Genomic DNA, 11741 nt, shown 5'->3' on the forward strand with positions numbered 1-11741 from the left:
GGAGGAGGGGGATCCTACCCCCTGGCTCACCCCGCCATTCCCCATCTTTCGAGGAAGGCTTCACGCCACGTGCGGCTGAGCACCACCGTGGTGCCGTCCTTGAGGACGAGGATGCCGTCTCCGTGCGTCCAGGGCTCCAGCTTCGCCACCGCCTCCAGGTTGACGATGTCGCCCCGGTGCACGCGCACGAAGCGCTCCGGATCCAACCGCTCCTCCAGCGCGCGCAGGCTCTGGCGGACGAGGTGCTCGCCCTGGGCGGTGTACAGCCGCACGTACTTGTCCTCGGAGGACAGCCGCCAGACGGTGTCCAGCCGCAGCGGCACCCAGGCCTCGCCCACCTTCACGACGAGCCGCTCCAGCGGGCGCGCGGGCGTGGCGCGCGACAGGTCCTGCAGCAGTGCCTGGAGCCGGCCGGCCTCGCTGTCTCCGCCGATCAGCACCGCATGCGCCTTATCGAGCGCCCGGCCGAAGCGGGCCGCGTCGTAGGGCTTGAGCAGGTAGTCCACCGCATGCGCGTCGAAGGCGCGCAGGGCGAAGGCGTCGTAGGCGGTGGAGAAGATGACCGCGGGGCAGTCCTCCGGCCCGAGTGACTCCAGCACCTCGAAGCCGGTGAGCCCCGGCATCTGCACGTCGAGCACGAGCAGGTCCGGCCGCAGCGCCTCCACGCGCGCGAGGGCGTCTGTTCCGTCCACCGCTTCGCCCGCGAGGACGAAGCGGGCGTCGTCCGCGAGCAGGCGCTTCACCTTCGCCCGCGCGGGGGCTTCGTCGTCGACGACGAGCACGCTGAAGCGCTTCATGCCGTCACCTCGCGGGGCAGCCACAGCGACACGCGCGCGCCGCCTTCCGGTCCCTGCCCCCGCTCCAGCCGCGCCCGTCCACCGTGCAGCAGCGCGAGGATGCGCTCCAGGTGCGTCAGCCCCACGCCGGGCCCCTTCGCGGGAGAGGGCTCCCCGAAGCCGCGTCCCGTGTCCTCCACTTCCAGCAGCACGCTCGCACCGTCCTCACGCGCGCGGATGCGCACTTCCAGCGGCTCGCGCCGGTCCTGGTTGTGCTTCACCGCGTTCTCCACCAGCGCCTGCAGCGCGAAGCAGGGCACGCGCGCGCCTTCCACCCCGGGCGCCACGTCCCAGCGCACCGTCACGCGCTCGCCGAAGCGGGCCGCCAGCAGCGCGATGAAGCGCTCCGCATGGGCACGCTCCTCCGCCAGCGTCCACGTGGCCTCCTGGCGCTCCAGGCTGGCGCGCAGCAGGCCGCCCAAATCGCTCAGCAGCCGGTCCGTGCGCGCCAGGTCCTCGTACATCACCGCGCTGATGGTGTTCAGCGCGTTGAAGAGGAAGTGCGGGTGCAGCTGCCCGGTGAGCGCCTGGAGCCGGGCCTCCCGCAGTTCGCTCTCCAGCGTGGCCTCGCGCACGGCCCGCGCCTGCCGCTCCCTCCAGGCGATGAGGAGGCTCCAGAGCGCCCCAGCCACCGAGTACGCGATGAGGTCCTTCTGGGCCTCCATGGGAATGCGGAAGGCCAGGTCCCCATAGTCGTAGTGCCCCAGGCCGAGCAGCGCGTAGAGCGGGTACCTCGGCGGCACCATCGCCACCATGTGCAGCGTGGTGAAGAGCACGAAGCCCACCACGTGGATGCCCAGGAAGCGCGCCCAGCCGACGCGGGGGCCCGGCGCGTTGATGACGGCGGCGTGGAGGATGGGCAGCACGACCCAGACCCCCAGCGCCCCGGTGATTTCCCAGACGAACGGCTCCAGCACCGGGATGCTGCCGCCATTGCCGAGAATGGTGAGGAACACCGTCAGCCCGTTCCACAGCCCTATCCCGAGGAAGAGCGCGAACAGCCCCAGCACCGTCCGCGCACGCAGGCGCGGCCACTGCCAGCCGGAGGCATGAACGGAAGGGCTCTCGGTGGGAAGGGAAGCCATGGGCGCGTCAGGCAGTATGCTCCGCCTCCGCCGTCCGGAGCGCGGTGCGTCGGGTGCCGCGCGGCTTCATCCCGAAGCACGGCCTCAGGAAGGGCACCCGCGCCACGGCCTCGGTCAGTCCCCAGGTGACGCCGAAGGACGCGACGAGCACCAGCCCGAACAGCGCCAGCGGCCCCACGGGGAGCGCCAGGAACACGTAGCCCACGACGATGATGACCGTCTGGTGGAGGATGTAGAAGGGATAGGACAGCTCCTGCGCGTGCTTCAGCCAGGGCCGGCGCACGTGGATGCGCGCCCGCGCCCAGGCCAGCGCCGTCAGGATGAAGAACCAGAGCGCCGCCTGCGCGCCGAGCACCTCCGGCACCAGCGGGAACTCGCCGTCCGGAAACATGACGACGAAGAGCACGACGCTCGCCACCAGCAGCCCGCGCCGCCGCTCCGCCAGGTGGTCCCACACGCGCGGGCAGCGGCCCAGCAGGTGCCCCAGCAGGAAGAGCAGGCCATAGTGGCCGAAGGTCCTCGGGTCGTCCCTGAGCGCGTGCGTCTCCGGGTGGTGGCGCAGGAGCAGCCAGTTGAGCGCGAGCGGCGCGAAGAGCCAGGCCACGTTCCACCCCCGGCACAGCCAGTCCTCCACCCGCGTGAGTAGCGCCTGCCCGCGCGCCGTGCCCAGCGCCGCGAAGAGCGGCAGCGCGAGCATGCAGAAGACGAAGAGGTACGCGACGAACCAGAGGTGGTGCCAGCTGAAGCTGCCGGCGGGGTAGGGCACGAAGTCGAACACCGACGGGTAGAACTCCGCGTAGCTCCCGTGGAACCGGCCGCGGAACAACAGCTCGATGTAGATCTGCGGCGGCACCACCACGAACATGCCGAACACCAGCGGCCCGAAGAGCCGCTTCACGCGGTCCTTCGCGAACATCCCCACCGAGCGCCGCCGCAGCGCCAGGGCCGTGCCCACCCCGGAGATGAGCATCAACAGCGGCATCCGGACGTGGTGCAGCACCTGCATGGGCGGCTCCAGCCACGTCAGCGCCTGGGCGCTCTTCACGTGCCAGTCCCACCGGTTGAACATCATCCCCGTGTGGAACAGGTGCAGCAGCAGGATGGCCACCACCCGGAGCCAGTCCAGGTCGGGGCGGTGCTCGTCAACGGCGTGCGGCGCGGCAATGGTGCTCATGGGAGAGCCTCCTTCCACACCGGGATACGCACGGCGCGCATGACGCTCCACGCGGATGTCGTGGGACGGACCGGACGCGGCGCGAGCCGGACGGGAGGGGGCACGGGAAAAGCGAAAGGCCGCCCGGGTTGCCCCGGACGGCCTTCCGAACTTCAGCGACGCAAAGTCGAGGACTACTCGGCCACCACGTCGACCTTGATCTTCGCCACCACGTCGCGGTGCAGCCGCAGCTCCACCTCGAAATGGCCCGTCGACTTGATGGGCTCGGGCAGGTGGAGGGCACGGCGATCCACCGTCTGACCCTGGGCGGCAACGGCCTCGGCGATGTCCAGCGCGGTGACGGAGCCGAAGAGCTTGTCCTGCTCGCCGACCTTGCGCTTGATGGTCACCTTGATGTTGCCAATCTTCTTCGCCTGCTCCTCCGCAGCGCCCTTCAGCTTGGCGTTGCGGGCGGTGAGCACCGCCTTCTCGTGCTCGAGCTGGCGCATGTTCTGCTCGCTCGCGAGAACCGCCTTCTTGCGAGGCAGCAGGTAGTTGCGGCCGAAGCCGTCCTTCACGGTGACGAGGTCCCCGGACTTGCCGAGGTTGTCGATGTCCTCACGCAGAATGACCTTCATGTTCAGTCTCCTGTGCGGACCGGCGGCTAGCCGACCACCGCGTTGTAGGGGAGCAGCGCGATGCCACGGGCGCGCTTGATGGCCACCGCCACCTCACGCTGGTGCTTCGCGCAGTTGCCGGAGATGCGGCGGGGGATGATCTTGCCGCGCTCGGTGACGAAGTACTTCAGCGTCGCCTGGTCCTTGAAGTCCACGGAGGCGTTCTTCTCGGCGCAGAAGCGGCAGACCTTCTTGCGGCCGAAGCCGCGTCCACCACCACGCTTGTCGTCGTCGCCACCCATGCCGCCGCCGCGGTCATCACGACCGCCGCGGTCGTCACGGCCACCGCGGTCGCCACCGCGGCCGCCACCACCAAAACCACCGCCGCCGCCACCACCACCACCGAAGCCGCCGCTGCGGCCGCCCGGGCTGGAGCCCGTCTTGCTTTCAGTTCCGTTGCTCATGAGCGTTCTCGATTCCTGGGTTGGTCCCTAGGGAGTTGACCCGGTGGCCCTCAGGCCTCCTCGGTCGACTCCTCCTCCGCCTCGACACCCGGCTCCTCGCCGCCACGGAAGCCGCCCTCGCGCTCCGCGGGAGCGCCCGGACGGGTCTCCTCGACGTCGCCGGCCAGCTTCAGGTCCTCGAGGACCGGACGCGTCTCGGGGTCCACTTCGTCCGCGATCTTCACGGAGATGTAGCGGGTGACCTCGTCGAGGTTGCGGAGGTTGCGCTCCACCTCGGCCACCAGCTTCGCGCCGCCCAGGTAGCTGGCGTGCACGTAGATGGCGCGGGGCTGCTTCGCCACGGGGAACAGGGTCTTCTTCTTGCCCCACACCGTGAAGCGAAGGAGCTTGCCACCGTCACGACCAACGATGCCGCGGACGCGCTCCTTGAGCTTGTCCACGTTGTCGTCCGTCAGGTCCGGCTTGACCAGGAAGATGGTCTCGTACTCACGAAGCCGCGTCGCGGCCTGCGTCTCAGCCATGTTTTCTCTCCCCTTGGGGTCGAGTGCCCCCCGGACAATCCGAGGAGCGGGGAAACGGTCAACAAAGCCAGGAGGCCCTGCCGCCGGGGACGGGAAACCGCGCGCCCGTCACCTTCGCGCTACGTCCCGTGCACGAACACGGGAAGCTGTGAAAGAACATCCCACCGGGCCTACACCCGCTGGGGGAACGCGCCTTCTAGGAGGGGGCCCCCTCCAAGTCAAGCGGCCGGAGGGCCCGGCCGCCCGTCTGCCGCCCTGGAAGTGCCGGGGCGGGCCTGTTGGGGGCTACGCCTTCCGGTTGAACCGGTTCATGGCCACCGACAGCCCGTCCCGAATCCAGGTCTCCGTCATGTCCACCGAGCGGCCGATGAGTTCCTCCAACTGCCGGCGCTCCCCGTCGTCGAAATTGGACAGGACGTAGCCGGCCACGCGCTCGCGGGCGTTGGGGCCCTCCGGCTTGCCGATGCCGAAGCGCAGGCGGATGAAGCCCTCGTCGCCCAGGCTGGAGACGGTGCTCTTGAGGCCGTTGTGGCCGCCGCTGCCGCCGCCCGCCTTGAGCTGGAGCCGGCCGAAGGGCAGGTCCAGTTCGTCGTGGATGACGAGCACGTCCTCCACCGGCACCTTGTAGAAGCGCGCGGCCTCCGCCACCGAGCGGCCCGACAGGTTCATGAACGTCTGGGGCTCCACGAAGAGCACCCGCTCGCCGGCCAGCGTGCCCTGGCCCACCTTCGCGGCGAACTTGTCCTGGTTGAGCTGGGCGCGCGCCCGGGGCAGCAGCGCCTCCACCACCATGAACCCGATGTTGTGCCGGTGCCGCTCGTACTCGCGCCCCGGGTTGCCCAGCCCGACGATGAGCTTCATGAGAGGCTCCGAAACGAGAACGGGGCCAGCCCCTGCTTCGGGCCAGCCCCGCTCCAGAAGGGTTGCGTGAGACGAAGACTACTTCTTCGCCGGGGCCTTCGCCGCGGCGGCCGGAGCCGCAGCCGCCTTGTCGCCCGCCTTCGCCGCCGCCGGAGCCGCCGCAGCCGCCGCCGGAGCCGCCGCAGCCGCCGCCACGGGGGCCACCTCGGCCGCCTCGGGCGCGCTGAGGACCGCGACGGTGTAGTTGACGCTCGTCTTCACGGACACGCCCGCGGGGAACTTCACGTCGTTGACGTGGAGGGCGTCGTTGATCTTCAGCGGCGTCACGTCCACCTCGATGCGCTCGGGGATGGCGTTCGGCAGCGCCCAGACCTCGAGCTCGCGGCGAATCTGCGTGAGCAGACCGCCGTCCGCCACGCCCGCCGCCTTGCCGACGAGCACCAGCGGCAGGTTGACCTTGACCTGCTCGTTCTCACGCACGGCGATGAAGTCGACGTGGAGGATGTCCCGGGTCAGCGGGTCCATCTGGTAGTCCTTCAGGAGGACCTGGTGGGTGTCCGCGCCCACCTTGATCTGGATGAGGGTGTTGAACTTGTGCGGGGTGTTGATGGCCACGCGGACCGACTTGGGGTCCACGGCGATGTGCACCGGCTTGGCCAGGTGCTTGCCGTAGACCACGGCGGGAACCACGCCCTTCGCGCGCAGACGGCGGGCAACGCCCTTGCCGGAACCTTCACGCGCCTGGGCCTCGAGGGTGGTCTTGTCGACGGACATGGAAATGCCTCACGAAAGGGGGACTGCGGTTGCCACCGGCTGCCCTGGCGCCCTCGGCATCCCGCCCCATTGGCGGGCCCCGAAGACGGCGCCCTGGTCGAGGGAGCCAATGGAGGAGGCTGCACATGCCAGCCGGAGGGCTTGGAGTCAAGCCGTCCGGCGGGCGGGCGGGCGCCGGCTCAGACGAAGAGCGAGCTGAGCGAGTCCGCGCGGTGGATGCGGGCGATGGCCTCGCCGAAGAGGCGCTCGGTGGTGAGCACGCGAATCTTCGAGCAGGACTGCGCCGCGGGCGACAGCGGCACCGTGTCCGTGAAGACGACCTCTTCCAGCACCGAGTCGGTGATGCGCTGGATGGCCGGGCCGGAGAGGATGGGGTGGACGGCGTAGGCCACCACCCGGCGCGCGCCCTTGGCCTTCAGCGCGGCGGCCGCCTGGGTGAGCGTGCCCGCGGTGTCCACCATGTCGTCCACCAGCACGGCGTCCTTCCCGTTCACGTCGCCAATGAGGTTCATCACCTCGGAGGCGTTGGGGCGCGGGCGGCGCTTGTCGATGATGGCGAGGCCGGTGTTCAGCCGCTTCGAGTACGCGCGGGCGCGCTCCACGCCGCCAGCGTCCGGCGAGACGATGACCAGCTCCTGCGAGTCGGGGAAGCGCTTGCGCAGGTCCTCCAGGAACACCGGCGAGCCGTAGAGGTGGTCCGAGGGGATGTTGAAGAAGCCCTGGATCTGCCCGGCGTGCATGTCCATGGACACCACGCGCTCGACGCCGGAGGACTCCAGCAGGTCGGCGATCAGCTTCGCGGTGATCGGCGTGCGCGGGGCGACCTTCCGGTCCTGCCGGGCGTAGCCGTAGTAGGGGATGACGGCGGTGATGGAGCCGGCGCTCGCCCGCTTGAGGGCGTCGCACATGATGAGCAGCTCCATCAGGTGGTCATTCGCCGGAGGACACGTCGACTGCAGCACGAAGATGTCGTGACCGCGGACGTTCTCTCCAATCTCGACGTGGATCTCCCCGTCGGAGAAGCGACCGACCTCCGCCTTGCCCAGAGGGCGCTTGAGGTACTCGCAAATGCGATGCGCCAGGCCGGGATTCGAGTTCCCGGCGAACACCTTGAAGTCACGCGGCTGCATGGTGGGGCCGCTGACTAACCTGGACACGGGTGGAAGGGAAGTCCTAGTCCATGTCAGCCGGCGCTGAGACGAGCATCCCGGCTTGCGCCTGGTGCAGGTGTCTCTCGTACTCAATGAGGATGACGCGCTCCATCTGGCTGCGCGTATCCGCGTTGAGCGGGTGAGCTATATCCTTGTACGTCCCATCCTTCCGTTTCTTTGCCGGCATCGCGATGAACAGCCCGGAGGAGCCGTGGATGACCTTCAAATCGCGAATGACGAAGCAATGATCCAGGGTGATGGTGACGTACGCCTTGAGCTTGTCCTCTTCGACCGGAAACACCCGGACGTCGGTGATGTTCATGGTCCCCCCCCGAACCCGAAAGGTCGGAGCTGAAGGGAAGCCTGGGACATACCGGGTGTAAAATGCAAGCGGGGACCCGACTGACCCAGGTCCCAATGTTCAATTCACCCACAGTCCAACGGTCTACCGGTGGGGTCAGTGGAACGCGCCGGGCCAGTGCAGGACCAGGTGGGTCAGGAAGGCCAGGTGATAGACGACGATGATGCCGTAGACGATGGCGCCCGCGCGGATGGCGATGCGGCTGGCCCTCAGCCTCCGGTGGAGGCACAGCAGCCAGAGGCCCGCGTTCACGATGACCAGCTTGGAGAACATGAAGACGAGCGGAGACTGCTCGTACGCCACGCGCATCAGCGGGTTGAGCTCCTCCGCCACCCCGAGCTGCAGGAACAACAGGGTGAACAGTCCGTCCATCAGGTTCAGCATCAACAGCGCCACCGACGCGGGTGACACGTAGAAAGAAGCCCTGCTGGCCCACGCCGCATCCCGCGTCTGCTCGATTGTCGCCGCCACGCCCGCCTCCCTCGCCCGTCCACCGGAACCGGAAGCAGTCCCTTTCAAGAGGCTTGCCAGCGCCGCGCGCGGCGGCCCGGAGCAGGCGGGCGAGCGGGCTCATACGGGGCGTGGAGCGGGTGTGGGACGGGCGCGTTGAAAGTTGACTCCCCTGGAGGTGTGGCAGACTATCCGCGCCCCTTCCGGCCCCTCTTCGCGAGCGCTTCCTTGCACCAATTCCCCAAAGATATCGGGTGGATAGAGGTCATCTGCGGCTCCATGTTCTCCGGCAAGACGGAGGAGCTGATCCGCCGCGTCCAGCGGGCCTTGTACGGCAAGCAGAAGGTGCAGGTCTTCAAGCCGCGCATCGACAACCGGTACGACGACAATGCGGTGGTGAGCCACTCGCAGCTGAAGGTGACCTCCACTCCCATCGACCGGGCTGAAGAGATTTTTTACCGGTTGGCCGCGGACACCCAGGTGGTGGGCATCGACGAGGTGCAGTTCTTCGGCGCGGAAGTCGTCGCGGTGGTGCAGGCGCTGGCCAACAAGGGCCTGCGCGTCATCTGCGCGGGGCTGGACCAGGACTACCAGGGGCGGCCCTTCGAGCCGATGCCGCAGCTGATGGCGGTGTCCGAGTACGTGACGAAGGAGCTGGCCATCTGCGTCGTCTGTGGGAATCCGGCCAATCGTTCCCAGCGGATTGTTTCGAGCGGGGAGCGCGTGGTGGTGGGCGCGGCGGGGGCGTACGAGCCGCGCTGCCGCAAGTGCCATGTCGCGGAGCCGACGGAAGGCACGCCGCCGCAGACGCTGAAGCTGTTCGACTGAAGGACACGAGTCGTCCGCCTGGCGGGCGAGAGGAGCCGACCGCATGCGCGACACCTTGTACGCGAACGTGCCCTTCAAGCTGAACGAGATGACCCACCACTATGGACCGCACGTCCACCTGGTGGGAAATCCGTTCCTCCTCTCGCAGCTGGCGACGCTGTGTTCGAAGGGCGTCATCCAGCCGCAGATCAACCGGCTGGTGGAGCAGCTCTACGCCGACCTGGTGAAGACGGTGGTGAACGCCGAGTTCCCCCGGAAGATGGTGAGCCTGCCCACCCGGATGATTGATTACACCCCGCAGGGCCTCTACCAGGGCGAGGTCATCGACCCGCAGGTGCGCGTGGTGACGGTGAACATTGCCCGGGCGGGCACGCTGCCGTCGCAGGTGACGTACGACTTGATGAACACCACGGTGGACCCGTCGCTGGTGCGGCAGGACCACATCATCATGAGCCGCATGATTGACGCGGCGCAGGCGGTGGTGGGCTCGGAGATTGGCGGCGCGAAGATTGGCGGCGACGTGGATGACGCCTTCGTGCTCTTCCCGGACCCGATGGGAGCCACGGGCGGCAGCCTGTCCACGGCGATTTCGCTCTACAAGTCGAAGGTGCCGGGGCGTCCCCGGCGCGTCATCACCCTGAACCTCATCGTCACGCCGGAGTACCTGCGGCGCATGACGAAGGACCACCCGGACGTCATCATCTACGCGCTCCGGTTGGACAGGGGCATGTCCCCGCCGGAGGTGTTCGGCACGGAGCCGGGCGCGCTCTGGGAGAAGGAGCGGGGACTGGATGACCGGCAGTACATCGTCCCCGGAGGTGGCGGCTTCGGGGAGATCATGAACAACGCGTACGTGTAGTGGAGGAACCCTTGGCGTTCTACGAGCAGCAAGTCGGCGTGATGATTTCCGAGGAGAAGTTGCAGGCCCGCGTGCGGGAGCTGGCCGCGGAGATTACGCGCGACTACGCGGGCAAGGACCTGACGCTCATCTGCGTGCTGAAGGGCTCCGTGTTCTTCGCCATGGACCTGGCGAAGAACATCGACCTGCCGCTGAAGCTCGAGTTCCTCGGCGTGTCCAGCTACCAGGGCGGCACGGAGACGACGGGCGAGGTGCGCATCACCACGGACGTGAGCAAGCCCATGGCGGGCAAGCACCTGCTCATCATCGAGGACATCATCGACACCGGGCTCACCATGCAGTTCCTGCTGGAGAACCTGCGCGCCCGGCACCCCGCGTCCCTGAAGCTGTGCTCGCTCCTGGAGAAGCCGGCGCGGGCCCGGACGAAGGTGGACATCGACTACAAGGGCTTCGTCATCGACGACCACTTCGTCGTGGGCTACGGGCTCGACTACGCCGAGGTGTATCGGAACCTGCCGTTCATCGGCGTGATGAAGGGGAAGTAGAGGCGCCAGGGCCCGCCAGGCGCGCCTGCCCCGTCTCGGGGTGGCGAAGCGCCGAGGGCTCTGCGCGGATGCCGCCCTCCGGCCATGAGGAGGGCGGCCCTGTTGCCATCTGGTTGCACGTGCGCACCGTCCCTGAGGGGACTGCTCGTGTCGCGAGGCGCCAGTCATGGGCAACCATGACGCGGGCCCTCGCTGAGAGAGGCTGCGCATGCCTGCATCCATGGTGAGGTCCGCTCCGGCGCGTGCCGGTGGCGATGAGGCGCTCCGGAAGTATCTGGCGGAGCTGATAGGCACTTTCGTGCTGGTGCTGGGCGGCGTGGGGGCGGCCGTGCTGGCGGGGGAGCGCATCGGCTTCCTGGGGGTGTCGCTCGCGTTCGGCCTGTCGCTGCTGGCGATGGTCTACACGGTGGGGCCCATCTCCGGCTGCCACGTCAACCCGGCGGTGACGCTGGGGCTGCTGCTCACGGGGAAGATGGAGTCCCGGCACGCGCTCGGCTACGTGGTGGCCCAGTGCGTGGGGGCCATCGTCGCGGCCGGGGTGGTGCTGCTGATTGCCCGGGGGGCACCGGGGGGCTACTCGGCGTCCGTGGAGGGGCTGGCGTCCAACGGCTTCGGCGCCGCGTCGCCCGAGGGCTACGGTATGGGCGCGGCCTTCCTTACCGAGGTGGCGCTCTCTTTCCTGCTGGTGCTGACGGTGCTGGGCGCCACGGATGCGCGCGCACCCGTGGGCTTCGCGGGGCTGGCCATCGGCCTGGTGCTGGCGCTCATCCACCTGGTGGGGATTCCGGTGACGAACACGTCCGTGAATCCGGCGCGCAGCCTGGGGCCGGCGCTGTTCGCGGGCGGGCTGGCACTGAGCCAGTTGTGGCTGTTCATCGTTGCGCCGCTGCTGGGCGGCGCCACCGCCGCGGCCGTGTACCGCACCGTGTTCCGCCCGGTGGTGCCGATTACGGCGAGGACGGCGGAGCGGGCCACGGAGCGCGAGCGGGCGGAGCGCGTGGCAGCCAACCGGACGGACACCCAGGCTCCGGTCTGAGTCCGTACGTGGGGGCGGCCCGCGCGGAATGACGTGACCCGGGCCGCGCTCCCCCGGCCGGCAGCCGTGGAAGGAACGTTCATTCCGTCCGGCCGCCGGCAGAGGGGAGTGACGCGACTCGGGCCGTCTCCCCCGGACGGTAGCCGTGGAAGGAACGTTCATTCCGTCCGGCCGCCGGCAGAGGGGAGTGACGCGACTCA

General features: G+C 68.8%; 15 protein-coding genes. 4 read left to right on the top strand and 11 right to left on the bottom strand.

Features of this window, described 5'->3' with window-relative positions:
* Nucleotides 1-26: 26 nt before the first annotated feature.
* From G4D86_RS41405 to G4D86_RS41455, 11 genes are all read right to left on the bottom strand, one after another.
* Nucleotides 27-797 (bottom strand): LytR/AlgR family response regulator transcription factor, encoded by a 771-nt coding sequence (locus tag G4D86_RS41405; RefSeq protein ID WP_163999918.1) that lies wholly within the window; start codon nt 795-797, stop codon nt 27-29.
* Nucleotides 794-1921, bottom strand: coding sequence for a sensor histidine kinase (locus G4D86_RS41410; RefSeq protein ID WP_163999920.1), 1128 nt, complete (start codon nt 1919-1921; stop codon nt 794-796). The genes G4D86_RS41405 and G4D86_RS41410 overlap by 4 nt, the downstream gene beginning before the upstream one ends.
* Before the next feature lie 7 nt (nt 1922-1928).
* The gene (locus tag G4D86_RS41415) at nt 1929-3095 is read right to left on the bottom strand and encodes an acyltransferase family protein (RefSeq protein ID WP_163999922.1); all 1167 of its coding nucleotides are present in this window, start codon (nt 3093-3095) and stop codon (nt 1929-1931) included.
* 173 nt (nt 3096-3268) lie between these two features.
* Nucleotides 3269-3712 carry a 50S ribosomal protein L9 gene (rplI, locus tag G4D86_RS41420; RefSeq protein WP_163999924.1) on the bottom strand — a complete coding sequence of 148 codons (444 nt, stop codon included), beginning with the start codon at nt 3710-3712 and terminating at the stop codon, nt 3269-3271.
* Nucleotides 3713-3738: 26 nt separating this feature from the next.
* Complete coding sequence (gene rpsR / locus G4D86_RS41425) at nt 3739-4155, bottom strand: 30S ribosomal protein S18 (RefSeq protein ID WP_163999927.1); 417 nt, start codon at nt 4153-4155, stop codon at nt 3739-3741.
* Nucleotides 4156-4205: 50 nt separating this feature from the next.
* On the bottom strand, nt 4206-4676 hold the full coding sequence (gene rpsF / locus G4D86_RS41430; RefSeq protein WP_163999929.1) for a 30S ribosomal protein S6: 471 nt from the start codon (nt 4674-4676) through the stop codon (nt 4206-4208).
* A gap of 285 nt (nt 4677-4961) precedes the next feature.
* Nucleotides 4962-5537, bottom strand: coding sequence for an aminoacyl-tRNA hydrolase (pth, locus tag G4D86_RS41435; protein WP_163999931.1), 576 nt, complete (start codon nt 5535-5537; stop codon nt 4962-4964).
* A 78-nt stretch (nt 5538-5615) separates the two neighbouring features.
* On the bottom strand, nt 5616-6311 hold the full coding sequence (locus G4D86_RS41440; protein ID WP_163999933.1) for a 50S ribosomal protein L25/general stress protein Ctc: 696 nt from the start codon (nt 6309-6311) through the stop codon (nt 5616-5618).
* A gap of 179 nt (nt 6312-6490) precedes the next feature.
* Complete coding sequence (locus G4D86_RS41445) at nt 6491-7441, bottom strand: ribose-phosphate pyrophosphokinase (RefSeq protein WP_164000009.1); 951 nt, start codon at nt 7439-7441, stop codon at nt 6491-6493.
* 43 nt (nt 7442-7484) lie between these two features.
* Complete coding sequence (gene spoVG, locus G4D86_RS41450) at nt 7485-7784, bottom strand: septation regulator SpoVG (protein ID WP_163999935.1); 300 nt, start codon at nt 7782-7784, stop codon at nt 7485-7487.
* A gap of 135 nt (nt 7785-7919) precedes the next feature.
* On the bottom strand, nt 7920-8294 hold the full coding sequence (locus tag G4D86_RS41455; protein ID WP_205520238.1) for a DUF5658 family protein: 375 nt from the start codon (nt 8292-8294) through the stop codon (nt 7920-7922).
* Between the two features lie 207 nt (nt 8295-8501).
* Between G4D86_RS41455 and G4D86_RS41460 the strand changes: the two genes are divergently transcribed.
* From G4D86_RS41460 to aqpZ, 4 genes are all read left to right on the top strand, one after another.
* Entirely contained in the window at nt 8502-9101 is a 600-nt protein-coding gene (locus G4D86_RS41460; protein ID WP_163999939.1) for a thymidine kinase, read from the top strand.
* A gap of 43 nt (nt 9102-9144) precedes the next feature.
* Nucleotides 9145-9960 (top strand): uracil phosphoribosyltransferase, encoded by an 816-nt coding sequence (locus G4D86_RS41465; RefSeq protein WP_163999941.1) that lies wholly within the window; start codon nt 9145-9147, stop codon nt 9958-9960.
* An 11-nt stretch (nt 9961-9971) separates the two neighbouring features.
* Complete coding sequence (hpt, locus tag G4D86_RS41470; RefSeq protein WP_163999943.1) at nt 9972-10505, top strand: hypoxanthine phosphoribosyltransferase; 534 nt, start codon at nt 9972-9974, stop codon at nt 10503-10505.
* A gap of 208 nt (nt 10506-10713) precedes the next feature.
* On the top strand, nt 10714-11541 hold the full coding sequence (aqpZ, locus tag G4D86_RS41475) for an aquaporin Z (RefSeq protein ID WP_163999945.1): 828 nt from the start codon (nt 10714-10716) through the stop codon (nt 11539-11541).
* Nucleotides 11542-11741 lie beyond the last annotated feature (200 nt).

The sequence above is a fragment of the Pyxidicoccus caerfyrddinensis genome (genome assembly GCF_010894405.1).
In the GTDB taxonomy this organism is placed as follows: domain Bacteria; phylum Myxococcota; class Myxococcia; order Myxococcales; family Myxococcaceae; genus Myxococcus; species Myxococcus caerfyrddinensis.

Excerpts from the sequence above, each read along its gene's own strand:
- G4D86_RS41405 (WP_163999918.1), bottom strand. The coding sequence starts at position 797 with ATGAAGCGCTTCAGCGTGCTCGTCGTCGACGACGAAGCCCCCGCGCGG.
- G4D86_RS41410 (WP_163999920.1), bottom strand. The coding sequence starts at position 1,921 with ATGGCTTCCCTTCCCACCGAGAGCCCTTCCGTTCATGCCTCCGGCTGG.
- G4D86_RS41415 (WP_163999922.1), bottom strand. The coding sequence starts at position 3,095 with ATGAGCACCATTGCCGCGCCGCACGCCGTTGACGAGCACCGCCCCGAC.
- rplI (WP_163999924.1), bottom strand. The coding sequence starts at position 3,712 with ATGAAGGTCATTCTGCGTGAGGACATCGACAACCTCGGCAAGTCCGGG.
- rpsR (WP_163999927.1), bottom strand. The coding sequence starts at position 4,155 with ATGAGCAACGGAACTGAAAGCAAGACGGGCTCCAGCCCGGGCGGCCGC.
- rpsF (WP_163999929.1), bottom strand. The coding sequence starts at position 4,676 with ATGGCTGAGACGCAGGCCGCGACGCGGCTTCGTGAGTACGAGACCATC.
- pth (WP_163999931.1), bottom strand. The coding sequence starts at position 5,537 with ATGAAGCTCATCGTCGGGCTGGGCAACCCGGGGCGCGAGTACGAGCGG.
- G4D86_RS41440 (WP_163999933.1), bottom strand. The coding sequence starts at position 6,311 with ATGTCCGTCGACAAGACCACCCTCGAGGCCCAGGCGCGTGAAGGTTCC.
- G4D86_RS41445 (WP_164000009.1), bottom strand. The coding sequence starts at position 7,441 with ATGCAGCCGCGTGACTTCAAGGTGTTCGCCGGGAACTCGAATCCCGGC.
- spoVG (WP_163999935.1), bottom strand. The coding sequence starts at position 7,784 with ATGAACATCACCGACGTCCGGGTGTTTCCGGTCGAAGAGGACAAGCTC.
- G4D86_RS41465 (WP_163999941.1), top strand. The coding sequence starts at position 9,145 with ATGCGCGACACCTTGTACGCGAACGTGCCCTTCAAGCTGAACGAGATG.
- aqpZ (WP_163999945.1), top strand. The coding sequence starts at position 10,714 with ATGCCTGCATCCATGGTGAGGTCCGCTCCGGCGCGTGCCGGTGGCGAT.